Genomic DNA, 25,119 nt, shown 5'->3' on the forward strand with positions numbered 1-25,119 from the left:
GGCACAGCGCACTCTCCATCCCGCTCGGTTCAATCTCCTTCGAATTCCACTCGAGGACACTACCTGCCGGCGGTTTTCGCGCGTTATCGTCTCGATTTAAGGCACGCGAAATGACGACGAAATACGGTCAAAAACGCGCACCCATAGGATGATTCCAGAAATTCCATCAGGGTGTTCCTGGTGCTTCTGCAGGCATTTCTGCAAACAATGAGGAGATTTCTTCATGCGTAAGCCCCGTACGTTCGCCAGTGCGCTCGCCGGCACCGCGCTCCTCTTCCTTCCGCTGCTCCTCACCCTGGGCGCCGGCGAGCAGGGCACGGACGATCTGCCGTGGACCGGGATCAGCGCGCAGGCCGCCGCCGGTGAGGACGACCTGCCCTGGACCTGACGCGTACGCGGGACGCGGAGAGGGAGAGGGGCGGGAGGATCAGCGGTCGGCCAGCAGACCGGCCAGGACCGACCCCTCGATGGGGCGGAGCGCGTCGTGCGACTCCAGGACCTCACGCAGCCGGCCGGCGCGCCGCTCCCACGCCGGCGCGTTGAGCGTACGGAACTCCGCCTGGGCCCAGTCCAGCGGCTCACCGGCGCCCGAGTCGCCGCGGATCGCCTCGGCACAGGCCAGGTGGGTCACGATCCGGGCCTGCAGGAAGCGGTCGCGCACCTCTTCCGCCAGACGCAGCGCCCGCCGCAGACTGGCGCGCGCCTTGTGCGGCTCGTTCTGCCGCCACTGTGCCTCGCCGAGCGCGCACAGCCCATGGGCCTCACCGAGCCGGTCGCCCTGGCCACGGGTGAGCCCCACCACGTCGTGGCAGATCCGCTCCGCCTGCGCCGACCGGCCCGCGCCGAGCAGCGCCTCGGCGAGCCGGTAGAGGTTCTGGGTGCGGCTGCGCAGCGACCCCGCCTCGTAACTGACCTCGATCGCCTCGTTGCTCAGCTCCACGCCGCGCTCCGGGTTGCCCTGCTCGATCTCGATCTGGGCCAGCAGACCCAGCGCGTGGGACAGGCCCGAGTTGTCCCCGGCCCGCCGGAACAGCACCAAGGACTCCTCGCAGTAACGGGCCGCCTCGGCGAGGTCGCCGAAGAAGCGGGCGCACACCGCGAGGTTGCGCCGCACGATGGCCCGGCCCTGGACGTCGTCGGTCCGCTCCAACTGGGTCAGGGCGGTGAGCAGCCGCTCCCGCGCCTCGCCGTAGCGGCGCTGGTAGATGGCGAGCGTGCCCAGGGTGCGGAGCATGGTGCCCGCCCCGCGCGTGTCGCCCGCGTCCCGGGCGCCTTCCAGGGCGCACTCGGCGGTGTGCCGCCAGTCCTCCAGGTAGTTGCGGGTCTCGTAGAACGGAACCGTCCCCACCGCGAGGAGCCAGGCACGTTCCGCCTGCCCGTCGCGCACCGCCTGCGCCACCAGGGCCCCGAGCGTCTCCCGCTCGTCCTCGAACCACTCGACGGGGTCGGCGACGAGCTCGCTCACCGTCTCGCCCGGGACCGGCTCGCTGGGCACCGGACCGCCGTGCGGGGCCTCGCCCTTGCCGTACAACTGCTCCTGGGCCGCGTGCACCAGCGTGAGCACGGCGGTCAGGACCCGCTCCAGGGTCTGCTCGCGCTCCTGCGCGCTGTCCTCGGCCAGGCTCCTCTCCCGGGCGAACAGGCGCATCAGCTCCTGGAAGCGGAAGCGGGGCCCGCCGCCGGGCGCGGGACGGATCTCCAGGAGCTGGGCGCCGACGAGCTGGTGGAGCAGTTCCTCGGACGCGTCCGGGGTGACGCCGAGGACGGGGACGCCGATCCAGGCCGGGAAGTCGGGCACGTCCAGCATGCTCAACTGCCGGTAGAGCCGCGCGGCCTGCACCGACAGCGCCCGGTAGCCGAGCCAGACGCCCGAGCGCACCCCGCTCTCACCCGGGCTGAGCACGCTGACGCGCTCGCGCCGGTCCTCCATCCGCGCCGCCATCTGGCGCAGCGACCACCGGTGGTCGGACAACAGCCGGGTCGCGACGACCCGCAGGGCCAGCGGGAGCCGGTCGCACAGATCCACCAGGCGCTGCGCCGCGGTCGGCTCGGCCGACACCCGGTGCTCGCCGATCGTCGCGGCCAGCAGGTCCAGGCACTCGGCCGGGCTCATGGCGCCCAGGTCCACGCGGGCCACGGCCAGCGTCCCGGTGAGCCCGTTCAGCGGGTCCCGGCTGGTGACCAGGACCCGGGCGGGGCCACGGCCCGGCATCAGCGGACGGATCTGGTCCACGGAGCGGGCGTCGTCGAGGACGACGAGCAGCCGTCTGCCGTCCAGGGTGCTGCGGTAGAGCGCCGCCCGGTCCTCGAGCCCCGCGGGGATCGAGGTGCCCGGCACCCCGAGCGCGCGCAGCGCCCGTTCCAGGGCCGCCTCGGGTGTGCCGGGCCCGCCGTGCCCGTCCTGGAGGTCCAGGTAGAGCTGGCCGTCGGGGAAGCGCCCCGCGACGCGGTCGGCCCAGTGCAGGGCGAGCGCGCTCTTGCCGACACCGGCCGGGCCGCACACCGCCGCGACCCGGACCGTCGTGGCGCCGGCGTATCCCGGCGCAGGCGGCACGAGCCCCTGCAGCGAGTCGAGTTCGTTCTGCCGGCCGACGAACGGCTCCGGCGCCAGGGGGAGTTGCCGGGGCACCACGGCGGGAGCGAGGGCCGGAGGGGCGTCAGGGACGACGGGCTCCGGTAACGCGGCGGCCCGTGCCGGGGCCCTCCCGTCGCCCTCCAGCACCGTGCGGTGCAGTTCCTGCAGCTCGGAGCCCGGCTCGACGCCCAGCTCCGCGACGAGGATGCGGCGCCCCTCGCGGTAGCAGTCCAGTGCCTCGGACCGGCGGCCCGACAAGTGGTAGGCCTGCATCAGGAGGGCGCGGGCGTGCTCGCGGAGCGGGTTCTCCGCGACGACCGGGGCCAGGCACTCCAGCACCGACCGGTAGCGGCCCTGCTGGAGCTGGACGGCGGCGTACTCCTCGGTCAGATTGGTCCTCAGCTCCGAGATCCGGTCGACCGTGCCGTTCAGCGCGCCGCCGTCCATGCCGTCGAGCACCCGCCCCGACCACAGCGCGAGGGCGTCCTCGAAGCGGGCCGCGGCCTCGCCCAGGTCCCCGGCCTCGGCGGCGGCGCGGGCGGCCGCGGCCGACTCGTACAGGTCGGCCACATCGACGTAGTGGCCGTCCCGGTGCAGCACATAACCCGGCAGCAGCGTCTCGATGAGGCCGTCGACCCCCGCCTCGTCGCGGAACGTCTTGCGCAGCGCGGAGACGCAGATGGCGATCTGGTTGCGTGCCGTGACGGGCGGATCGCTGTGCCACACGGCGTCCGTCAGCGCGTCCACGGAGACGGCCCGGCCCGGGGTGAGCAGCAGCACGGCGAGCACCGTGCGCTGGCGTGCGCTGCGCAGGAGCAGCGGCCGGCCGTCCACACTCACCTTGAGCGGGCCCAGCACCTGGAACGACAATCGAGGCGCCACACCGCCTCCTTCCAGGACCACGCACGTCCCGCCCCCCGCGAAGACATTGCGGAGACATTGTGTGGACTGGACCTGGTCCTGACAACACAGTTCTACGACAACTCACGCTACGTGCCGGTCACTTAGCGTCTCCCAGTGGATCCGGCGGCTTCGGTCACCCACCGTCACCAGCCGTGCGGCTCCGGTCCGCCGCCCGGCGTACGCTCCGCAGCCGGGCCTCGACCTCCTCGCCCACCCGGTCCCCGGCCCGGCCGTTGGCCAGCACCACGAGGCCGCCGCCCCCGCGCAGGGAGAGCACGGACGCGGCGTAGTAGCCGGGCGGGGCCCCCTCGTAGCCGAACACGGCGTCGGAGCCGGCGGCGTCGAGGGGCGTGGCCGGGCCGTGGAAGCCGTCGCCGAGTGCCGGCATCCGGGCCGCGGTGTCCCGGCCGAGCAGGGCGAGCGGAGCGCCGAGCACGGAGCGCCGGAGCTCCAACGCCACCTCGGCCAGATCGGCGGCGGTGGTCCACAGCTCGGCGGGATCCGCGGCCCGCACGCCGTCGACCGCGCGCCCGGCGGCGTCATGGCCCAGCCGGGCCACCGGTGCGCCGCTCCTGCCGTCGGTGCGGGGTGGCGGCCCGCCGAAGCAGCTGTCGTCCAGCCGGAGCGGCCCGAGCACCAGACGCCGCATCAGCGGCCCGAACGCCTCGCCCGTGGCGTCCTCCAGCAGCGCGGGCAGCGGCACGGGACCGGCGTCGGCACGGGCCAGCAGATCCGCCAGGGTGACCGACGTGTCCCCGCCGCGGCCGACCGCGGCGTCCAGCGCCAGCACCCCCTCCTCCACGAGACGCAGCGCGCCCAGGACCGCGACGTGCCGGCTCAGCGTCCCCACCGGGAAGGCGGTGCGCGGAGTGATCGGCCTGCCCGCGCCGTCGCTGCCCGCGGCCTCGACCGCCACCAGCCCGCCGCCCTCCAGCACGGCGACGCAGGCGCCCGGCACCCGGTGCTCCGCGAGCAGCTCCGCGAGACTGCTCCCGCCGAGAAACGTGCGCCGCCCCGGCGGGACCCGCCCGCCGGTGCCGCCCGGCCCGCCCTGCCCGGGCAGTGCCGCCCGCTCCACCCGCCCGTCGGCGTCGCGCGGCACCTCGTCGAGGAGGGTGAGGCTCGCGGGGACCAGGTGCCCGGGCAGCCGCCGCCCGCAGTGGGCCGCCAGCGCCGCCGCGTCCAGCCCCTGCGCGCCGGGGCGCGGCACCACGTAGGCGGCCAGGCGGACATCGCCCGGCGCGGCCTGCACGCCGAGGACGACGGCCTCGCCGACGCTCGGGTGGTCGTGCAGCGCCTCCTCGGTCTCCGCCGGGTCGGCCCGGTGGCCGCGCACCCACACTTGCCGGTCACCGCGGCCGAGCAGCTGCACCTCCCCGCCCGCCGTCCGGCGCGCGAGTTCCCCGGTGCGGTGCATCCGCGCCCCCGCGGGACCGTAGGGATCGGGCACGAACCGCAGCGCCGTCAGCGCGGCCCGGCCCACATAGCCCCGGGCGACGCCGGGGCCGGCCACGTACAGCTCGCCCACCACACCGTCCGGCACCGGCAGACAGGCACCGTCGAGCACCCGCAGCCGCGCGTCCGCGCCGGGCGGCAGGGGAGTGATGCCGCCGTACGACGTCTCGGCCGTCCCGTACGCGGTACGCAGCCGGCCCGAACCGAGCAGTTCGGTGAGCCGCGCCGCCGCGGGCCCCGGCGCCCCGCCCGCGACCACGAACACCTCGGCCAGCGCGGCACTTCCCGCCTCCCCCAACTGCCTCATGAGCAACTCGAGGTGACCGGGGGCCACGACCAGGAACGCGAACGGACCCGTCACCGCGAGCCATTCGCCCAGCCCCGCCAGATCCAGGGCCTGCGGTGCGAGCAGCACCCGCCGGCCGGCACACAACGGCGCCCACAGGCCCGTCGCCGCCGACTCGGAGGCGACCGACGAGAACACCGCCGTTCCACCGTCCCCGGCGCCGTCCAGCTCCCGCACGGCCGCCGTCACATGGTGCGCCAGCCCGCGGTGCGTGACCGCCACGGCGAGCGGGCGCCCGGCCGCCGCGGGCACCTGCGTCACATACGCCACGTCCTCCGGGTCCGGCGCTCCGCCGAGCGGCTCGACCGACTGCCGGGCGAGCGCGCCGCAGACCTCGGGATCGTCCACGTAGCGGACCTGCCCCTCGAACCCGTCCGGCCCGTGGGCCACTTCGGAGACCAGGAACCGTGCCCCCGTGGCGGCGAGCAGCGCGCGCAGCCGGGCCGCCGGGAACTCCGGGTCCAGCGGCAGACACCCGGCCCCCGCCTTCCACACGCCCAGCGTGACCGCGTGCAGTTCGGCCCCCCGTCCGAGCAGCACCCCCACCAGCGCGCCGCGTCCCACCCCCAGCGACCGCAGGTACCGGGCCCAGCGGTTGGACGCCGCGTCGAGCCCGCCGAAGGACAAAGCGAACCCGTCCCCCTGCACGGCCACCGCCCCCGGCACCCGGCGCGCCTGACGCCCGACGATCTCGGCGACGCGGACACCGTCCGCGCTCACCCCCTCCGCCGTACGACGGCGCAGCCCCGCCGGACGCGGATCGGCCCACACCTCCTGCACCCGGGCCAGACACCGCTCCCGCGTCCCGCTGGTCCCCTCGGTGCGCCAGCCGGCGGGCAGTTCACGGTCGGCCCACCAGAGCGAGTACTGCCCTTCGCCGTTGAGCACGACGCACCACTGGGCGCCGGCGACGGTCAGTGGTGCGGACAAGGCTGCTCCTGTGGAGTCCATGGGCGTTCCCTGGGTCGAAAGAATCAGCCCACTCTGCCCGCAGGTGCCATACCCGACCTATGCGAGCGCTGGGCGCCCTCGGGACGACGGCACGCCGCCGCGATACGCCTCGGCCGATCCGCGCAGCTCACCGCGGCAAGCCAAGAGATCGCCAACCACCAGAAGAGGATCACGGTCTGTACTGAAGCAGTGACGCCGGGCCCGGCACTCACGCACAGCCCAGTTCTGTCAGGAATACGGCACCTGCCACGAAGGAGCACACCCCCATGCACGGCTTCTCGACGCGACGGTTCACCCTGACCGCGATCGCCGCCTCCGGCGCGCTCGCGACCACCCTGGCCCTGGCCGGCTCGGCCGTTGCCGTCGCTCCGGCGACCGCGACGGCCTCGTACGACTGCGGGTTCGCGGGCAGCGGCACCGTCACGCTCACCGCGGCCGACTCCGGCAACGGCAAGACGATCCGGATCGACTCGACGGACATCCGCACGCAGTTCCCGCTCGACGCCAACACCGTGACCACGACGCTGAAGCTGAACAAGACGTCGGGTGGCGCGACGAGCGAGGTGCAGTTCTCCGGCACCGTGCACGAGGCCGCGACCACGGGCGACCCGCTCACCTTCGGCCCGCTCCCGCTGGCGGCCGGGTCCCTCTCCACCGGTGACACCACCGACTCGGCGGCCCTCACGGGCGCGCCGAGCGCGTCCAACTGGTCCCTGAAGTTCACCGTGAACGACGCGGGCGGCAGCTTCACGTCCTACTGCGTCGCCACCGGCAACCAGTCGGCGGCCTTCACCTGGTAGTCCCCCGCACCGCACAGACCGCGTCCCCCGGGAGCCCCGTGCTCCCGGGGGACGCGGTCTGTGCGGGGGGCGTCTCCCCGAATCTTTCGATGGAGCTCTCGACTCTTGCGAGAGGTATTGACGTCGTTCACCGTCTCCCTATCATTCAATTTGCTCGACATTCCGACCTGCGTTCGATATGCCGAACGCACGCTCCCGCAATGACCGAATCGCAGGGAGTGAGCCGCTCACGTAAATGTCATGAACACGTCACCCGTTCGAGCACGCCCGAGGATGAGGAAGTTCCCATGCGCAGACGAAGTTTCAGCCGCAGGCATACGTCTGTGGTGCTCGCCGCCGTCGTCGGGGCCCTGGCCGCGTTGGCGGCGATGCTCGTCGCCACCCCGGCTCAGGCGGCTTCCACCGGCGCCTTGCGCGGTGTCGGCTCGAACCGGTGTCTCGATGTGCCGGGAGCCGGCCAGACCAACGGCACGGCCCTGCAGATCTACGACTGCTGGGGCGGGACGAACCAGCAGTGGACCCTGACGGACAGCAATCAGCTCACCGTGTACGGCAATTCCTGCCTCGATGTTCCGGGCCACGCCACCACGGCCGGTACCCGGGTGCAGATCTGGGCCTGCTCCGGCGGTGCGAACCAGCAGTGGCGGGTGAACGCGGACGGCACGGTCGTCGGCGTGGAGTCCGGGCTGTGCCTGGAGGCCGCGGGCGCCGGTACGGCCAACGGCACGGCGGTGCAGCTCTGGACGTGCAACGGCGGCAGCAACCAGAAGTGGACCGGCCTGTCCGGGACCCCGACCCCGCCTGACGGCACGTGCCCCCTTCCGTCGACATACCGGTGGACGTCGACGGGCGCGCTGGCGCAGCCGGCGAACGGGTGGGCCGCGGTGAAGGACTTCACCAACGTGACCTACAACGGCAGGCACCTGGTCTACGCGTCGAACGTGTCGGGATCGTCGTACGGCTCGATGATGTTCAGCCCCTTCACGAACTGGTCGGACATGGCGTCGGCCGGACAGACCGGCATGAGCCAGTCCGCGGTGGCGCCCACGCTGTTCTACTTCGCGCCCAAGAACATCTGGGTCCTGGCGTACCAGTGGGGTGCGTGGCCCTTCATCTACCGCACGTCGAGCGACCCGACCAACCCCAACGGCTGGTCCGCTCCGCAGCCGCTGTTCACCGGGAGCCTTCCCGACTCCGGCACCGGTCCGATCGACCAGACCCTGATCGCCGACGGCCAGAACATGTACCTGTTCTTCGCCGGTGACAACGGCAAGATCTACCGGGCGAGCATGCCGATCGGGAACTTCCCGGGCAACTTCGGCTCGTCGTACACGACGGTCATGAGCGACACCGCGAAGAACCTGTTCGAGGCGCCGCAGGTCTACAAGGTCAAGGGCCAGAACCAGTACCTGATGATCGTCGAGGCTCGGGGTGCGAACGAGCAGCGCTACTTCCGCTCCTTCACGGCCACCAGCCTGAGCGGCTCGTGGACCCCGCAGGCCGCCACCGAGAGCAACCCCTTCGCGGGCAAGGCCAACAGTGGTGCCACCTGGACCAACGACATCAGCCACGGTGACCTGGTCCGCAACAACCCCGACCAGACCATGACCATCGACCCCTGCAACCTGCAGCTCCTCTACCAGGGCAAGTCCCCGACCGCGGGTGGCCCCTACGACCAGCTGCCGTGGCGGCCGGGCGTCCTCACCCTGCAGCGCCAGGCTTCCTGATCCGAGCTGCTGACCGAATCCGCCGCTCCCAGGAACCCCGGCCGTACGACGGCCGGGGTTCCTGCGGGTCCGGTGTCACCGGTCAGGTCTCCCCGGTCAGTCCTGGAGGGAGGCCAGCCAGGCGGTCAGGAGACCGTTGACCTGCTCCGGGCGTTCCTGCTGGACCCAGTGGCCGCAGCCGTCCAGGATGTGGGAGGAGACCAGGCCGGGGAGCGTGACCGGGTAGGCGTCGATCGCGTCGGCCATCCACGTCGTGGAGGCGTCCAGGCCGCCGCCCACGAACAGGGACGGCTGCTTGACCGGGGCGCCGTTGTACGGGGTGAGGTCCTCCCAGTCGCGATCCATGCAGCGGTAGCGGTTGAGCGCCCCGGTCATGCCGGTCCGTTCGAACTCCCCGGCGTACACGTCGAGATCGGCCTCGGCCAGCCAGGCCGGAAGCGGGCCGGCCGGGAAGTGGTCGCGCAGCCGTCCCGTGCCCCGGTCCAGGAAGTGCGGGTCGGGCTCGCCCCGGGTCGGCATGGTGTCGGCGGACAGGGCGCTGAAGAAGCCCGCGAGCCAGCCCCGGACGTCGGGTTCGATCTCGGCCTCGGCGCGGCCCGGCTCCTGGAAGTAGGACACGTAGAACTCCTGCTCGGGGCCTCCGATCCGGGTGAAGACGTCGGTGGGGCGGGGTCCGCCGGGCGGGGCGTAGGGGACGCTCAGCAGCCCGACCGCGCGGAACACGTCGGGGTGGAGCAGGGCCGAGGCGGCGGCGATGTTGGACCCCCAGTCGTGCCCGATGATCACCGCGCGGTCCTCGCCGAGGGCGCGCACCAGGGCGACGTTGTCCTCGACCAGGTCGAGCATGCGGTACGCGTCGGTCGCGGCGGGCTTGGAGGAGCGGCCGTAGCCGCGCACGTCGAGTGCGACCGCCCGGTAGCCCGCCGCCGCGAGGGCCGGGAGCTGGTGGCGCCAGGAGTACCAGGACTCGGGGAAGCCGTGCACGAGCAGGACCAGCGGCCCGGTGCCCTGCTCGACCAGGTGCAGCCGTCCGGCGGGCGCTGGGACGGTGCGGTGGCGTGGGCCGGCGGACGGCGTGGGCTGGGGCATGGTTCTGTCTCCTCGGGAATCCTGGTGCCGCGGATGCACCGATGATGCGCTGCGGCAGCAGGCCGGGGCGACACCTCTTGCCCGTCTGGCAAAGTGGCAGGACACGTCCCTGGAGGCGGCCCCTGGAAGGGAGGCGGGACGACCCGTGACGGACGACGGCGTGACCGGCACCCTGGCCGCGATGGCGTCGCGGCTGAGGGCCGCGCGCGAGCACCGCGGTGACACGCTGACCGACGTGAGCCGCGCGACCGGCATCTCCCTCAGCACGCTGTCGCGGATCGAGACCGGCCGGCGCACGCCGACCCTGGAGGTGCTGCTGCGGTTGACGAAGACGTACGGCCTCTCCCTGGACGAGCTGGCGGGCATCGAGTCCGCCGCGGCGGACCGAGCGCGCCCGCCCGCGCCGCTGAGGCGCGGCGACGACAAGACGGTGCTGCCCCTGACCCGCTACGTCGGGGGCCTGCACGCCCACAAACACGTGCTGCCGCCCGTCGACGGACCGCCACCGCGGCCACGGCAGGTCGTCCACGACGGGTACGAGTGGCTGTGCGTGCTGTACGGGCGGCTGTGGCTGGCGCTCGGCGATCAGGACCTCGTCCTCACCGCCGGCGAGGTGGCCGAGTTCGACACCCGCACCGCCCACGGGGTGGCGAACGCCGGCCCCGGTGGACCCGTCGAGTACCTGATCATGTTCGGCCCGCAGGGCGAACGCCTGCGACCGCGCACCGGCCCGGCCGACCGCCCCGTGGACCGACAGCCGTAGCGCCCCGGGACCCGCGGCGGGTGTGCGGAGAGCAGGCCCCGCGCATGCTGCGCGAGTGCCTCCTGCCCCGCCTCCCGGGCCCGGCCCTGACCACTCATCAGGAGCGACCGTCTTCACCGGCCAGGAACGGATGCAGCAGCGTGAGCAGGGCGCGCGGCCGGTGCAGCGGGATGATGTGGCCGCAGTCCTCGATGACGTGTCCGGTCAGATCGTCGGCGAGGGGGCGGAGTTGGCGTTCCAGTGCGTCACCGACAGGCCGGGCGCCCAGCGCCATCGTCGGCACGGTCAGGCGGGCAGTGGCGACCGCCCGCTCGATCTGTACCGCGCTCTCGGGCAGGGCCCGGTAGTACGAGAACGCGCGGCTCAACGCCTGGCGGCCGGTGTACGCGCGGACGAAGGCGTCCCGGACGGCCGGGGGCACCCCGTCGCCCAGCGTCCCGGCGTGCAGGAACCAGTCGACGTACGCGGCTTCGCGGCCCTCCAGCACGGTCTCGGCGAGGCCGGGCGCGGCGGAATGGAAGCCGAACCACCACGGTGGCCCGCCGGCGAGGAAGTCCTCGGCGCCCGGCAGCCTGCCCAGCAGGGACTCCATGACGACCAGGCGCCGGACGAGACCGGGGCGACGCAGGGCCAGCAGGAAGGCCGGCGGGGTGCCCGCGTCGATGCCGACCACCGCGGCCGAGGACACGCCGAGCGCGGTGAGAAGCGCCGCGGCGTCCTCGGCCAGCGTGCCCGCGTCGTACCCGGAGGCGGCTCCGCTGCTCGCGCCGAACCCGCGCAGGTCCGGTGCGATGACGCGGTGGCGGCCGGACAGGTCGGCCATGACGTCCGTCCACAGCTCCCAGGTGTGCGGGAAGCCGTGCAGCAGCAGGACGGCCGGACCGGATCCCGCGAGGGCGACGTTCAGTTCGACACCGTTGACGGGGACGCGTCGCAGCTCGGGCATGGGGTCCTCCGGGGCGGTGAGCGACAGTGACATGGTCACCGTAAGGAACTACCGTGGCCCGCCCAAGACGGCACTTTCGCATCAGGTGGTGAGCTCCAGGTGACCAGGTCGAGGACCGGCGGACGTGACCAACGGCCCGGGGAGCGCGGCGACCTGCTCGATCCGCGCTGCCCGACCCGTCGGCTGCTCGACCGCATCGGCACCAAGTGGACGTCGATGACGGTCAAGGTGCTGGCCGAAGCGGCCCCGGACGAGCTCCGCTTCGCGGAACTGAAGCGCCGTGTCCCGGGCATCTCGCAGAAGATGCTGTCCACCACCCTGCGGAGCCTGGTCCGCGACGGCCTGGTCGCGCGCCGCGTGGAACCCACCGTGCCGCCCGCCGTTCACTACCGGCTCACCGGACTCGGCCTCTCCCTCGAAGCGCCGCTCTCCGCCCTGCGGGACTGGGCCGAGGCCCACATGGCGGAGATCGACCACAACAACCAGCTCGCCGACGAGCCACCCGCCTCCTGAGCTGAACGGACCCTGGTCGCCGGTCTCGCCACCCGTTGGGGCTGGCACCTCCGGCCGGGAGGCCCGGGCAAGACGGTCTGGGCGGAGTGCGTGTTCGCAACTCCCATGTGAGCTCGGGACCGCGGTGGAAGGGTCGGGCGAGATGACCCCGATTTCCGCATCCTCGCGCGCCGGCTCGCCCAGGCCCTGGACGACGCGGCTACCACGGTGATCTCGACTGGGGCGGGGGTCGCATCGCCACGGCACTGGCGCGAAGCGTCCCCTGGAGGCCGTGGCGGTACACGGCGGGGGAATACCGGGCAGCGGTGACCACACTGGCCGAGGCCAGGGCCCTGAGGGGCCCGCCCGCCGCCACCCCCTGGGACCCGGCCCTGGCCGTCGCTCTCCCCGAGTGCGGTGTCTGGGTCGAGGAGGAAACGGTGCTGAACGACCTGCTCACGGACCTCGGCACGCGGTCCCGCTGAGGCGCGTCCCCCGGCCGCGGCGGGCGCGGAGTTCCGCGCGTACCGACTGACACAGCCTCGTCACGCGCGTCCTCGCGCACCACCTCGCCTTGTATCGGGACGCGGCCTTCCTCGCGACCTCGAACGGTGACTCCGACGTTCCGTTGAGTGAGGTGCCTGCCTTCGCAGGGTGACGAGAGGTGACCACCGGGTGACCGGCTCTGTGAGGGCGCGCACAGGGCTCACGTCACACAGGGCCGGGCTTAGTAGACGCCCGACGGCCGCTCGCCCGCGTGGTCGCCTGCCGTCCGGGCCATCAGGCCGCCGGTCTGCGAAGCGGCGTAGTAGGTCACACACTTGTCGCGGCGCCGGAGCGTTCCGCAGTGTGTTCGGTGTACCGGGGAGCCGAGTGCCGGGACCGGACGGGAAGAGCCCGTCCGTGATCCAGACACCGGCCCTGATGACGCGAAGCCGCGTCCCACGCGGACACCGCGTCGCCGACCCCCCGTCGGCCTCCCCATCACGTTCCCGAATGGAGAGGTACACCCATGCACGCCCTCACGCGCCGTCCCCACATCCGCAAGTCCGCCGTGGCCTCCCTCGCCGCCGCGGGCGCCGCCGCCGTCACCCTCACCCTCGCCCCGAGCCCGGCGCACGCCGTCGAGCCGGCCAAGGCATCCACCGCGCAGACCCAGGCCCAGACCGACAAGATCGAGGCCATCGTCAAGGCCGGCAAGAAGAAGCACGGTGACGACCTCGACGGCTGGATCCGCACCGCGCTGGACGTCATGGACGCCAAGAACATCCCGGGCACCTACGAGGGCCTGCACCGCAACATCATGCGCGAGTCGTCCGGCAACCCGAACGCGCAGAACAACTGGGACGTCAACGCCCAGAACGGCATCCCCTCGAAGGGCCTGCTCCAGACAATCCAGCCCACCTTCGACTACTACCACGTCAAGGGCACCAAGGACTCCATCACCGACCCGGTGGCCAACATCGTCGCCGCCTGCAACTACGCGGCCGACAAGTACGGCTCCATGGACAACGTCGACTCCGCCTACTGACCGGCGGACCCACCGACCGCCTGAGCCCCCGGGACAGCCGGTCCCGCGCGGAGGCCGGCGGGGCTCAGGCAGCACGGCGGGGCCGGAGGGACGACACGTCCCTCCGGCCCCGCCTGCGTCGCACCCCGTGCGTCCCGAAGAAGTCACCACGCTCCCTACGGCCTCGCGTTCATGCAGGTTGGAAGCGGGACGACGGCGTCTTTTCGGAGCCCTCAGATGTCCCGGAACGTCTCGATCTGCGCCCCGATCGAGTTCAGCCGCTCCGCCAGGTCCTCGTACCCCCGGTTGATGACGTACACGTTGCGCAGCACCGACGTGCCCTCCGCCGCCATCATGGCCAGCAGGACGACCACCGCCGGGCGCAGGGCCGGCGGGCACATCATCTCGGCGGCGCGCCAGCGCGTGGGGCCCTCGACCAGGACGCGGTGGGGGTCCAGGAGCTGGAGGCGGCCGCCGAGGCGGTTCAGGTCGGTCAGGTAGATGGCGCGGTTGTCGTAGACCCAGTCGTGGATGAGGGTCTTGCCCTGCGCGGACGCCGCGATGGCCGCGAAGAACGGGACGTTGTCGATGTTGAGGCCGGGGAACGGCATCGGGTGGATCTTGTCGATCGGCGCCTCCAGCTTGGAGGGCCGGACGGTGAGGTCCACCAGGCGCGTGCGGCCGTTGTCCGCGACGTACTCCGGTGTGCGGTCGTGGTCGAGGCCCATCTCCTCGAGCACCGCCAGCTCGATCTCCAGGAACTCGATGGGCACGCGACGCACCGTCAGCTCCGACTCCGTCACGACGGCGGCGGCCAGCAGGCTCATCGCTTCGACCGGGTCCTCGGAGGGGGAGTAGTCCACGTCGGCGTCGATGACCGGCAGGCCGTGCACGGTCAGCGTGGTGGTGCCGATGCCTTCGACCTTGACGCCCAGGGCCTCCAGGAAGAAGCACAGGTCCTGGACCATGTAGTTGGACGAGGCGTTGCGGATGACGGTGACGCCGTCGTGCCGGGCGGCCGCGAGGAGCGCGTTCTCGGTGACCGTGTCGCCCCGCTCGGTCAGCACGATCGGGCGGCCCGGGCGCACGCTCCGGTCGACCACCGCGTGGTAGTGGCCCTCGGTCGCGGCGACGTCGAGGCCGAACCGGCGCAGCGCGATCATGTGCGGCTCGATGGTGCGCGTGCCGAGGTCGCAGCCGCCGGCGTAGGGCAGCCGGAAGCGGTCCATGCGGTGCAGCAGCGGGCCCAGGAACATGATGATGGAGCGGGTGCGGACGGCGGCCTCGGCGTCGATGGCCTCCATGTCCAGCTCGGCCGGCGGCACGATCTCCAGGTCGGTGCCGTCGTTGATCCAGCGGGTGCGCACGCCGATGGAGTTGAGCACCTCCAGGAGGCGGTAGACCTCCTCGATGCGGGCGACCCGGCGCAGCACTGTGCGCCCCTTGTTGAGCAGCGAGGCGCACAGCAGGGCCACGCAGGCGTTCTTGCTGGTCTTGACGTCGATGGCACCGGAGAGGCGCCGGCCGCCGACCACGCGCAGGTGCATCGGACCCGCGTAGCCCAGGGAGACGATTTCGCTGTCCAGCGCTTCGCCGATGCGGGCGATCATCTCAAGGCTGATGTTCTGGTTGCCGCGCTCGATGCGGTTGACGGCGCTCTGACTGGTGTTGAGCGCCTCCGCAAGCTGTGACTGCGTCCAGCCGCGGTGCTGCCGGGCGTCACGGATGAGCTTGCCGATGCGTACGAGGTAGTCGTCTGCCATGAGGTTGAGGCTATCTCAGATATGAGATGGCGCCTCTTGGGGGGTCCGTTCGGGTGATGGGACGTCAAAGGGACGTCAGCGGCGCCGATCGGTGGTCGTGCGGCGCCAGCCGAAAGGTCCCGGCAGATCCATCGATGTCGTACGTCGTCCCGTGCTGCTGCGGGTGTGGCGCGGGCCGTTCCCGCCACCGGTCGTGATGGACCACGAACGTTTGTTGATGTTCAGCCGTACTCCGGGGAGGATCCGGAAGCTCTTGCGGAACGTGAGCGGCATCGTGCCTCCTTCCGAGTCGTGCCGGATGGTCCCGGCGCAAGTCGGATACCCCGGTTCGGCGTAGAGATGGCCGCCCGGGTCACTCGGGTGGGGTACACGCCACACCGCGCCCGGGCATGACCAGCCCGCCCCCATGTACTAGAGTTATCTCGACATCGAGATATCTGCCGAGGCGCACCGCAGCCGCCACCCTGGTAAGGGTTACCTAACTTAGCCCTACCTTAGCGGACCGGCCAGGGCGGCGTGGCGGCAGGATGCGGTGGTACGCGCACATAAATGAAGGAGACTGTCGTGTCGGCGAACAGCTTCGACGCCCGCAGCACGCTGCAGGTGGGCGACGAGTCGTACGAGATCTTCCGGCTGGACAAGGTCGAGGGCTCCGCGCGCCTTCCCTACAGCCTGAAGGTGCTGCTGGAGAACCTGCTCCGCACCGAGGACGGCGCGAACATCACCGCCGACCACATCCGCGCCCTCGGCGGCTGGGACTCGCAGGCCCAGCCGTCGCAGGAGATCCAGTTCACGCCCGCCCGCGTGATCATGCAGGACTTCACCGGCGTGCCCTGTGTCGTCGACCTCGCCACCATGCGCGAGGCCGTCAAGGAGCTGGGCGGCGACCCGAACAAGATCAACCCGCTCTCCCCGGCCGAGATGGTCATCGACCACTCCGTCATCGCCGACAAGTTCGGCACCAACGACGCCTTCCAGCAGAACGTCGACCTGGAGTACGGCCGCAACAAGGAGCGCTACCAGTTCCTGCGCTGGGGCCAGACCGCCTTCGACGACTTCAAGGTCGTCCCGCCCGGCACCGGCATCGTCCACCAGGTGAACATCGAGCACCTGGCCCGCGTCGTCATGACCCGTGACGGCAAGGCGTACCCCGACACCCTGGTCGGCACCGACTCGCACACCACCATGGTCAACGGCCTCGGCGTCCTCGGCTGGGGCGTCGGCGGCATCGAGGCCGAGGCCGCGATGCTCGGCCAGCCGGTCTCCATGCTGATCCCGCGCGTCGTCGGCTTCAAGCTCACCGGTGAGCTCCCGGCCGGCACCACCGCCACCGACCTGGTGCTCACGATCACCGAGATGCTGCGCAAGCACGGCGTCGTCGGCAAGTTCGTCGAGTTCTACGGCGAGGGCGTCGCCGCCACGTCGCTGGCCAACCGCGCCACCATCGGCAACATGTCGCCGGAGTTCGGCTCCACCGCCGCGATCTTCCCGATCGACGGCGAGACGCTGAACTACATGCGCCTGACCGGCCGCTCCGACCAGCAGGTCGCCCTCGTCGAGGCGTACGCCAAGGAGCAGGGCCTCTGGCTGGACCCGAAGGCCGAGCCGGACTTCTCCGAGAAGCTCGAGCTCGACCTGTCGACGGTCGTGCCCTCCATCGCCGGCCCGAAGCGCCCGCAGGACCGCATCATCCTGGCGAACGCCGCCGAGCAGTTCAAGCAGGACGTGCGCAACTACGTCGACAGCGTGGACGAGGCGGGCCAGGAGTCCTTCCCGGCCTCCGACGCCCCCGCCGTCACCAACGGCGTGCCGTCCAACCCGGTCCCGGTCACCGCCCCCGACGGCACGACCTACGAGCTGGACCACGGTGCGGTGACGGTCGCGGCCATCACCTCCTGCACCAACACCTCCAACCCGTACGTCATGGTCGCCGCCGCCCTGGTGGCCAAGAAGGCGGTCGAGAAGGGCCTGACCCGCAAGCCGTGGGTCAAGACCACCCTCGCCCCGGGCTCCAAGGTCGTCACCGACTACTTCGAGAAGGCGGGCCTGACCCCGTACCTCGACAAGGTCGGCTTCAACCTCGTCGGCTACGGCTGCACCACCTGCATCGGCAACTCCGGCCCGCTGCCGGACGAGGTCTCCAAGGCCGTCAACGACCACGACCTCGCCGTCACCTCGGTCCTCTCCGGCAACCGGAACTTCGAGGGCCGCATCAACCCCGACGTCAAGATGAACTACCTGGCGTCCCCGCCGCTGGTCGTCGCCTACGCCCTCGCGGGTTCGATGAAGGTCGACATCACCAAGGACGCCCTCGGCGCCGACCAGGACGGCAACCCGGTCTACCTGAAGGACATCTGGCCCTCCGAGGCCGAGGTCAACGACGTCGTCGCCAACGCCATCGGCGAGGACATGTTCTCCAAGTCCTACAGCGACGTCTTCGCGGGCGACGCCCAGTGGCAGGCGCTGTCCATCCCGACCGGCGACACCTTCGAGTGGGACACCGAGTCCACCTACGTCCGCAAGCCCCCGTACTTCGAGGGCATGGGCATGGAGCCGGCCCCGGTCGAGGACATCTCCGGCGCCCGGGTGCTCGCCAAGCTGGGCGACTCGGTCACCACCGACCACATCTCCCCGGCCGGTGCCATCAAGGCCGACACCCCGGCGGGCAAGTACCTGACGGAGCACGGCGTCGAGCGCCGCGACTTCAACAGCTACGGCTCGCGCCGCGGCAACCACGAGATCATGATCCGCGGCACGTTCGCCAACATCCGCCTGCGCAACCAGATCGCGCCGGGCACCGAGGGCGGCTACACCCGCGACTTCACCCAGGACGGCGGTCCGGTGTCGTTCATCTACGACGCCTCCCGCAACTACATCGAGCAGGGCATCCCGCTCGTCGTCCTGGCCGGCAAGGAGTACGGCTCCGGCTCGTCCCGCGACTGGGCCGCCAAGGGCACCGCGCTCCTCGGCGTCAAGGCCGTCATCGCCGAGTCCTACGAGCGCATCCACCGCTCGAACCTCATCGGCATGGGCGTCCTGCCGCTCCAGTTCCCGGAGGGCCAGACCGCGGCCTCCCTCGGCCTGACCGGCGAAGAGTCCTTCTCCGTCTCCGGCGTCACCGAGCTGAACAACGGCACCACCCCGCGCACGGTGAAGGTCACCACCGACACCGGTGTCGAGTTCGACGCGGTCGTCCGCATCGACACCCCCGGTGAGGCCGACTACTACCGCAACGGCGGCATCCTGCAGTACGTGCTGCGCAGCCTGATCCGCAAGTAAGCGGTACGGCACAGCGGTCGAGGGCCGCACCCCCGTCACGGGGGTGCGGCCCTCGGGCGTTCCGGCGGGCGCCCGCGGACGTCAGGCGACCGCCCCGCCCGTGCCGCGGGCCGCGGCGATGTAGTCGGTGCGGCCGGCCCCGTCGTACAGCGTGATGTCGACGTACGCGCCGTCCGGGATGTCGAGGTCCTTCACCGTGAGGTCCACGGTCTCCGAGGTGCCCGGCGCGGAGAACGTGCCCAGGTCGTGGTACGAGCCGCCGGACGAGTAGCCGACGGCCACGTAGAAGGTGTCGCCGTCGTTCCTGGTGTCGTACACCCAGAGCTTCTCGTCGTTCGGATGGAACTCCACCTTGCCCACGAACCAGCCCGCGTCGCTCAGTTCCATCTTGACGGCGGTGCCGCCCGCGTCGTACGCGAAGGAGGTGCTGTCGAACGGGTCGGTGAGGGTGCCGCCGCTGCACGGGCAGGTGCCGGTGTCGCGGTAGTACGTGGCGACGCCGGGATCGGGGTCGTACGCCTGGGCCGGCGCGGCCGTCGCGAACAGGGCCCCCGCCGCCAGCAGCGCCCCCGTGACCAGCCCCGTGAACCGTTTGCCGATGCTCGTCCGCACGTGTTCCCCCTCCGTCGAGCGCGCGATGACCGTGCGCCGTCCGGCGCCGGCCGGTGACGCCCGCCCATTCTGGTGCCTGCGTCACCTACGGGGAACGGGGCGACACGCGGGGGTGGCGGTTTCGGGCCACAGGCCCGCACCCGCCACCCCCGCGCCGGCTCACGCCAGCAGTTCCACCTCCGCCAGCGTGTGCTCGCCGTCCAGGACCAGCCGGTACTTCGCGTACGTGCCCGGCGACTTCACCGAGAACGCCCGCGTCTGCCAGTCCCAGGCGAAGGACTCGCCGGAGCGCTGGTCCAGGGTCCGCCAGGTGATGCCGTCGGACGAGCCCTGGAGCGTCCAGGCGGCCGGGGCCTTCGTCCGGTCCGCCGAGGAGGTCAGGGTGTACTGGACCGCCTTGACGCCCTCACCGGACACCGGCAGGTCCACCGACGTCACCGCCGCGTCCGTCGCCGACGTGTCGTCGAAGAGCGCCCCGTCACCGGACAGGGCGTCCGCGCGCGGCGCCGGCACCCGGTCGTCCTGGGTGATCGACACCGGCGCCGCGTCCTTGCCGGTGCCCCACGCGGACGGCTTCGCACCCATGTCGAACTCCAGGACGCCGCCCTTCGCCAGCAGCGAGTGGGGGAGCGAAGTGGAGTTCCAGCGCTTGCCGTTGACCTTCAGACCCTGCACGTAGACGTTCTTCGTGCTGTTCTTCGGCGCCTTCACGACCAGCTCCCGCCCGTTCTCCAGGTGGACGGTCGCCTTCGTGAACAGCGGGGAGCCGATGGCGTACTCGCCGCTGCCCATCACCAGCGGGTAGAAGCCCAGGGAGGAGAAGAGAAACCAGGCCGACTGCTCGCCGTTGTCCTCGTCGCCGTGGTAGCCCTGGCCGATCTCGCTGCCGGTGTACAGGCGGGAGAGCACCTCGCGGACGTTCTTCTGCGTCTTGTACGGCTGCCCGGCCGCGTCGTACATGTACAGCGCGTGGTGGGCGACCTGGTTGGAGTGCCCGTAGTTGCCCATGCGGACGTCGCGCGCCTCGGTCATCTCGTGGATGACACCGCCGTAGGAGCCGACGAACTCGGGGGAGGCCGTCTCCGGGGTGGCGAGGTACTCGTCGAGCTTGTCGCCGAGGCCCTTGCGCCCGCCGTACAGGTTGGCCAGGCCCCGGCTGTCCTGCGGGGCGGTGAAGGCGTAGCCCCAGCCGTTGGTCTCCGTGTAGTCGTAGCCCCACACACGCGGGTCGTACTTGGCGGAGTCCACGCGCCACTTGCCCGCCGCGTCCTTGCCCTGGAAGAAGCCGGCCTTCGCGTCGAACATGTTGACGTAGTCCTGGGCGCGGTCGAGGAAGTACGCCGACTCCTCCTGGTACCGCTTCTCGCCGGTCTCCTTGTAGAGCTTCTCGCCCATCTTCGCGATGCCGTAGTCGTTGAGGTAGCCCTCCAGCGCCCACGACAGGCCCTCGTGCGTCTCGGTGCTGGTGTAGCCGAGGAACGGCGAAGTGGCCATTCCCTTGCGGCCCACGCCCGAGGACGGGGGCACCGCGGTGGCGTTCTTGACGGCCGCCTCGTACGCCGCCTTCGCGTCGAAGTCGACGCCCTTGACGTAGGCGTCCGCGAACGCCACGTCCGAGGAGGTGCCGGTCATCAGGTCCGCGTAGCCGGGGGAGGACCAGCGTGAGGTCCAGCCGCCGTCCTTGTAGTGCTGCACGAAGCCGTCGACCAGCTCACCGGCCGTGGACGGCGTCAGGAACGAGTACGCGGGCCAGGTGGTCCGGTAGGTGTCCCAGAAGCCGTTGTTGACGTACACCTTGCCGTCCATGACCTTCGAGCCGGTCTGCGTCGGGGTGTCCGCCGCCGGCATCTTCTGGAACGGCGAGGCGTACTTGTACGTGCCGCCGACCTTCTCGTGGCCGGCGTTCGGGTACAGGTACAGCCGGTAGAGGCTGGAGTACAGGGTGGTCAGCTGGTCCCGCGTGGCGCCCTCCACCTCGACCTTGCCGAGGATCCGGTCCCACTGCTTCTGGGCGTTCTTCCGGACCTTGTCGAAGGAGGTGCGCTTCGGGATCTCCTGGCGCAGGTTGTCCTTCGCCTGGTCGACGCCGATCAGCGAGGTCGCCAGGCGCAGCGTCACCGTGCGGTCCTCGCCGGCGTCGAAGCGCAGGTGGCCCTTGACGCCGGCCGAGTCGCCGCCGGTGACCTTCCTGTCGAACTCGCCGTACACGAACAGCCGGGTGGCGCCCGTGGACAGCCCGGACTTGACGTCCGAGTAGCCGGTGAAGGTGCCGGTCTCCTTGTCCAGGGTCAGGCCGGCCTGGTCGGTGACGTTGTCGAAGATCACGCTCGCGTCGTCACCGGGGTAGGTGAAGCGCATGATCGCCGCGTGGTCGGTCGGCGCCATCTCGGCCTTCAGACCGTTCTCGAACCGCACCCCGTAGTAGTACGGCCGGGCGGTCTCGTTCTCGTGCCGGAAGGCCAGCTCGCGCGCCTCCCGGCCGGTGTCGGGGGTGCCGGAGGCGGCGGAGGGCATCACCTGGAAGGTCTGCCGGTCGCCCATCCACGGGCTCGGCTCGTGACTCGCGCTGAACGCCTGGAGCGTCGGCAGGTTGTCCGCGTTGTTGCCGCGCGCGTAGTCGTACAGCCAGCTCAGCGAGCCCGCGTTGGTCACCGGCGTCCAGAAGTTGAAGCCATGCGGTACGGCGGTCGCCGGGATGTTGTTGCCACGCGAGAAGCCGCCGCTGGAGTTGGTGCCGCGGGTGGTCAGCGCGTAGTCGGACAGATGGGCCTCGCGCCGCTCCGGTCCGACGGACCTGATGGCCACGTCGTCCAGCCAGCCGCGGAACTTCGCCGGGCCCTTGGGGGAGTCGTACGCCACCAGGATCCGGTCGACGGTCTTGCCGGCCGCGACGGTGCCGATGCCCGACTCGACGGCGTTCCACTGGTTGACGTAGAGGACCTTGGCGGCGCCCTGCCCGGCCGGCGTCAGCGCGAACCCGTGCTGGTCGGTGGCGCCCAGGTCGCTCAGGTAGGTGCCGTCGGTGAAGGCCAGGTCGACGGAGACGTTCGTGGCGTCGTAGTCGAGGTCGCCGTCCGCCATCGACGGGAAGATCTTGTACGACAGCTCGGTGCGGCGGTCGACCTTCACGTCGACGTCGAAGACCTTGTTGTACGAGTAGGCCCGGCCGTCCGCGGTGTGCCGGCCGGCGTACCTGAGGGCGCGCTTGCCGGTGAAGCCGGCGCCCGCCTTGGCGGTCGGCGAGCCGCTCGGGCCGCGGTCGACGAGCGAGAGCATGTCCTCGGGGACGGGCGTGTCGCTGTCGCCGGTGGACAGTTGCACGTCGGCGAGCTGGAGAATGTCCCCGCCGTTGTTCTTCGTGACCTCCAGCCGGAAGTGCCGGTACTCGGCCGGCTGGGCGAGATCGTAGGTCTTCGTCCGGAACCGCTCGCCGAAGGACTGCCCGGAGCGGCTGTCGAGGGTCTGCCAGGTCGTGCCGTCCACCGAGCCCTGGAGCGTCCAGTCCGCCGGGTCGCGCTCGTCGTGGTCATTGGCCGAGGTGAGCGCGTACTTGGTGATGCTCACCGGCTTGTCCAGGTCGAACTCGGCCCAGCCGGTCTTGGCGAAGGTCAGCCACTTGGTGCTCGGCTCACCGTCGACGAGGTTCTCCTTCACCTCGCCGCCGCCGGTGTTCTCGTCGCTCGCCCGCACGTCGGTGACGTGGTCGGTGACATTGCCCGGTATGCCCGTGCTGTACCCGCCGTCGACGCCCGCGGCGCGCTTGCTGCCGTCCGGAGCGGTCTCCACCGTGTTGAGCCAGTCCGGAACCGGGTCGTCCGCCTCGAACGAGGACGCGAACTCCCGGTCGGCGGCGGCGGGCGCCGCGGGCAGCGCCACCGCGGCCCCCTGCGAACCCACCGCCACCGTGAAGGCGGTCGTCAGCACGACCGCCGGGCCCCATCTGTGCCGAACTCTGTACCGCATGCCCCAGCACCCTCCCTGCGCTCCCCGGAAGTGCTTTCCGGGTAGTGGACAACGTTGTCAAATTCGCAGCGCAAGGAACAGTAGCGCGTGAAGATGCCAGTGGTGTCAAGGGTGTTGCCTGTGGCGCCCAGGTGCGGTGCCCGTGAGATTTCCTTCAGGGGGCACACGGTCCGCCCATATTTCCGCCAGGTCTCAACTCGGAAAAGACGTGCCGGGAACCATGCATTCGATCTTGCTCCGTCGACCGGAAGTGGACTATACCTGTCGGCCACCGGGGGATCCGTGGGGGGAACCGCGAAAGCACACCGCCAAGGCGCCCGTACAGCAGCATCCGCACTTCCTGCACGACCCAGCGTGACCCGATCGCGGTGCCGGGGAGGATCCGGTTCACCGCCTGAGTCCTGGAGAAGGCGAGGACTTGAGCATGGGATCCACTTCCGCCGAGAACAACCGAACGGGCGTCGGCCGCCGCGATCTGATCAAGCGGTCCGCCGCGCTCGGCCTGATCTCCGTACCGACCATGAGTTTCCTGTCCGCCTGCGCGAGCGGCGGCGGGGACGACCAGAAGAAGGCCGAGTCCGGCAAGAAGACGGCCAAGAACCCCTTGGCCGTCAACGAGACCGCCCAGATGGAATTCGTCCTCTTCGACGGCGGCTTCGGCAAGGAGTACGCCGAGGACGCCGTCAAGATCTACGAGCAGAACTTCCCCAAGGCCAAGGTGAAGTTCGCCGCCACGCAGAAGATCCAGTCCACGCTGCAGCCGCGTTTCAACGGTGGCAACCCGCCCGACCTCGTCGACAACTCGGGCGCCGAGCAGATGGACATGGGCGTGCTGGTCGGCAAGAACCAGCTCGCCGACCTCACCCCGCTGCTGGACGCCCCGTCCTACGACGACCCGAGCAAGAAGGTCCGCGACACGCTGCGTCCCGGCATCGTGGAGATGGGCCAGTTCGACGGCGAGAAGGTCTGGATCCTCTACTACGCCTACACGGTGTACGGCAACTGGTACTCCCAGAAGGCCCTGGACTCGCTCGACGCCGAGTACCCCAAGACCTGGGACGAGATGCTCGCCGTCTGCGAGAAGGCGAAGAAGAAGGGCATGGCCGGCTGGACCTACGCCGGCAAGTACCCCTACTACCTTCCCTTCTCGATGTACCCGATGATCGCCAAGGTCGGCGGCGTCGACGTGCTCGACGCCATCGACAACCTCGAGCCGAACGCCTGGAAGCACCCGGCGGTCAAGACCGTCTTCGAGGCCTACTACGAGCTCTACAAGAAGGGTTACGTCCTCAAGGGCACCCCGGGTCTGGACCACATCCAGTCGCAGACCGCGTGGGCCAAGGGCGACGCCCTGTTCATCCCGAACGGCTCGTGGGTGGAGAACGAGTCCGCGAAGGTCATCCCCGCCGACTTCCAGCTCTCCGTCTCGGCCCCGCCCGGCATCGACTCCTCCGACAAGATGCCGTTCGGCACCATCTGGGCCTCCGGCGGCGAGCCGTTCATCGTCCCGGCCAAGGCGGCCAACGGCGCCGGCGGCATGGAGCAGCTGCGCATCATGCTCGGCGAGGCGTCCTCGAAGAACTTCACGGCCAAGGTGAAGTCGCTGACCGCGTACAACGGCGGCACCGAGGGCATCGAGCTCACCCCGGGCCTCAAGTCCGGTGTCGCGGCGCTGGAACTGGCGGGCACCAACGTGGTGAACCCGCGTCTGCAGGACTGGTACGTGCAGCTCCAGAAGGAGAAGATCGGCGTCTCCGGACTCGGCGAGATGATGGCCGGCCGCCTCACCCCGGCCGAGGCCATCAAGAAGATCCAGGGCTTCGCCGACGAGGCGGCCAAGGACGATTCGATCAAGCACTACAAGCACCAGTGAGGACGTGTCACCAGGGCCTGGCCGGCGGATCGTCGCCGGCCGGGCCCTGGCGGCGCCACCCGCGCGCAGATC

16 protein-coding genes and 2 pseudogenes are annotated in these 25,119 nt (G+C 71.0%); 10 read left to right on the plus strand and 8 right to left on the minus strand.

Annotated features, from left to right (window positions below; all coding sequences use genetic code 11):
* The first annotated feature begins 223 nt into the window (after nucleotides 1–223).
* Complete coding sequence (locus IEZ05_RS22205; protein ID WP_189231950.1) at nucleotides 224–388, plus strand: hypothetical protein; 165 nt, start codon at nucleotides 224–226, stop codon at nucleotides 386–388.
* A gap of 39 nt (nucleotides 389–427) precedes the next feature.
* On the opposite strand, the gene IEZ05_RS22210 is transcribed toward IEZ05_RS22205, so the two are convergent.
* Both IEZ05_RS22210 and IEZ05_RS22215 read right to left on the minus strand, forming a co-directional pair.
* Nucleotides 428–3,457: an AfsR/SARP family transcriptional regulator gene (locus tag IEZ05_RS22210; protein ID WP_229869804.1), complete on the minus strand. Its 3,030-nt coding sequence runs from the start codon at nucleotides 3,455–3,457 to the stop codon at nucleotides 428–430.
* 154 nt (nucleotides 3,458–3,611) lie between these two features.
* Entirely contained in the window at nucleotides 3,612–6,209 is a 2,598-nt protein-coding gene (locus IEZ05_RS22215; protein ID WP_189231951.1) for an AMP-binding protein, read from the minus strand.
* A gap of 287 nt (nucleotides 6,210–6,496) precedes the next feature.
* On the opposite strand from IEZ05_RS22215, the gene IEZ05_RS22220 reads away from it, so the two are divergent.
* Nucleotides 6,497–7,030: a hypothetical protein gene (locus tag IEZ05_RS22220; protein WP_189231952.1), complete on the plus strand. Its 534-nt coding sequence runs from the start codon at nucleotides 6,497–6,499 to the stop codon at nucleotides 7,028–7,030.
* A 287-nt stretch (nucleotides 7,031–7,317) separates the two neighbouring features.
* A complete protein-coding gene (locus IEZ05_RS22225) occupies nucleotides 7,318–8,757 on the plus strand; it encodes a non-reducing end alpha-L-arabinofuranosidase family hydrolase (RefSeq protein WP_189231953.1) in 1,440 nt (479 codons plus the stop codon).
* A 96-nt stretch (nucleotides 8,758–8,853) separates the two neighbouring features.
* Here the strand turns inward: IEZ05_RS22225 and IEZ05_RS22230 are convergent, their stop codons facing one another.
* Nucleotides 8,854–9,846: an alpha/beta fold hydrolase gene (locus IEZ05_RS22230; protein WP_189231954.1), complete on the minus strand. Its 993-nt coding sequence runs from the start codon at nucleotides 9,844–9,846 to the stop codon at nucleotides 8,854–8,856.
* A 181-nt stretch (nucleotides 9,847–10,027) separates the two neighbouring features.
* Here IEZ05_RS22230 and IEZ05_RS22235 point away from each other — a divergent pair, with 181 nt between their 5' ends.
* Nucleotides 10,028–10,609 carry a helix-turn-helix domain-containing protein gene (locus tag IEZ05_RS22235; protein ID WP_373298830.1) on the plus strand — a complete coding sequence of 194 codons (582 nt, stop codon included), beginning with the start codon at nucleotides 10,028–10,030 and terminating at the stop codon, nucleotides 10,607–10,609.
* Nucleotides 10,610–10,706: 97 nt separating this feature from the next.
* Here the strand turns inward: IEZ05_RS22235 and IEZ05_RS22240 are convergent, their stop codons facing one another.
* Nucleotides 10,707–11,555, minus strand: coding sequence for an alpha/beta fold hydrolase (locus IEZ05_RS22240; RefSeq protein WP_189232003.1), 849 nt, complete (start codon nucleotides 11,553–11,555; stop codon nucleotides 10,707–10,709).
* Between the two features lie 99 nt (nucleotides 11,556–11,654).
* Between IEZ05_RS22240 and IEZ05_RS22245 the strand changes: the two genes are divergently transcribed.
* The 4 genes and pseudogenes from IEZ05_RS22245 to IEZ05_RS22255 all read left to right on the plus strand — a co-directional run bounded on the left by IEZ05_RS22245 (nucleotide 11,655) and on the right by IEZ05_RS22255 (nucleotide 13,578).
* Nucleotides 11,655–12,068: a winged helix-turn-helix transcriptional regulator gene (locus IEZ05_RS22245; protein ID WP_189231956.1), complete on the plus strand. Its 414-nt coding sequence runs from the start codon at nucleotides 11,655–11,657 to the stop codon at nucleotides 12,066–12,068.
* Nucleotides 12,069–12,080: 12 nt separating this feature from the next.
* Nucleotides 12,081–12,179: pseudogene (locus tag IEZ05_RS36440) on the plus strand (ATP-binding protein); the annotation flags it as partial.
* A gap of 101 nt (nucleotides 12,180–12,280) precedes the next feature.
* Nucleotides 12,281–12,532 (plus strand): annotated as a pseudogene (locus tag IEZ05_RS22250) (DUF2399 domain-containing protein); the annotation flags it as partial.
* 527 nt (nucleotides 12,533–13,059) lie between these two features.
* The gene (locus IEZ05_RS22255; RefSeq protein ID WP_189231957.1) at nucleotides 13,060–13,578 is read left to right on the plus strand and encodes a transglycosylase SLT domain-containing protein; all 519 of its coding nucleotides are present in this window, start codon (nucleotides 13,060–13,062) and stop codon (nucleotides 13,576–13,578) included.
* A 212-nt stretch (nucleotides 13,579–13,790) separates the two neighbouring features.
* Here IEZ05_RS22255 and IEZ05_RS22260 read toward each other — a convergent pair whose 3' ends face one another.
* Together IEZ05_RS22260 and IEZ05_RS22265 are read right to left on the minus strand one after the other, a co-directional pair.
* A complete protein-coding gene (locus IEZ05_RS22260; protein ID WP_189231958.1) occupies nucleotides 13,791–15,320 on the minus strand; it encodes a helix-turn-helix domain-containing protein in 1,530 nt (509 codons plus the stop codon).
* Between the two features lie 75 nt (nucleotides 15,321–15,395).
* The gene (locus IEZ05_RS22265; protein WP_189231959.1) at nucleotides 15,396–15,593 is read right to left on the minus strand and encodes a DUF4236 domain-containing protein; all 198 of its coding nucleotides are present in this window, start codon (nucleotides 15,591–15,593) and stop codon (nucleotides 15,396–15,398) included.
* 291 nt (nucleotides 15,594–15,884) lie between these two features.
* On the opposite strand from IEZ05_RS22265, the gene acnA reads away from it, so the two are divergent.
* Entirely contained in the window at nucleotides 15,885–18,599 is a 2,715-nt protein-coding gene (acnA, locus tag IEZ05_RS22270; RefSeq protein WP_308426940.1) for an aconitate hydratase AcnA, read from the plus strand.
* A gap of 81 nt (nucleotides 18,600–18,680) precedes the next feature.
* Here acnA and IEZ05_RS22275 read toward each other — a convergent pair whose 3' ends face one another.
* Nucleotides 18,681–19,211: a hypothetical protein gene (locus IEZ05_RS22275; protein ID WP_189231961.1), complete on the minus strand. Its 531-nt coding sequence runs from the start codon at nucleotides 19,209–19,211 to the stop codon at nucleotides 18,681–18,683.
* A gap of 159 nt (nucleotides 19,212–19,370) precedes the next feature.
* Nucleotides 19,371–23,174, minus strand: a complete 3,804-nt coding sequence (locus IEZ05_RS22280; protein WP_189231962.1) for a GH92 family glycosyl hydrolase — start codon at nucleotides 23,172–23,174, stop codon at nucleotides 19,371–19,373.
* A 424-nt stretch (nucleotides 23,175–23,598) separates the two neighbouring features.
* Here IEZ05_RS22280 and ngcE point away from each other — a divergent pair, with 424 nt between their 5' ends.
* Entirely contained in the window at nucleotides 23,599–25,047 is a 1,449-nt protein-coding gene (gene ngcE, locus IEZ05_RS22285; RefSeq protein ID WP_189231963.1) for an N-acetylglucosamine/diacetylchitobiose ABC transporter substrate-binding protein, read from the plus strand.
* Nucleotides 25,048–25,119: the final 72 nt, after the last annotated feature.

The organism is Streptomyces flaveolus (assembly GCF_014648815.1).
GTDB lineage: Bacteria > Actinomycetota > Actinomycetes > Streptomycetales > Streptomycetaceae > Streptomyces > Streptomyces flaveolus.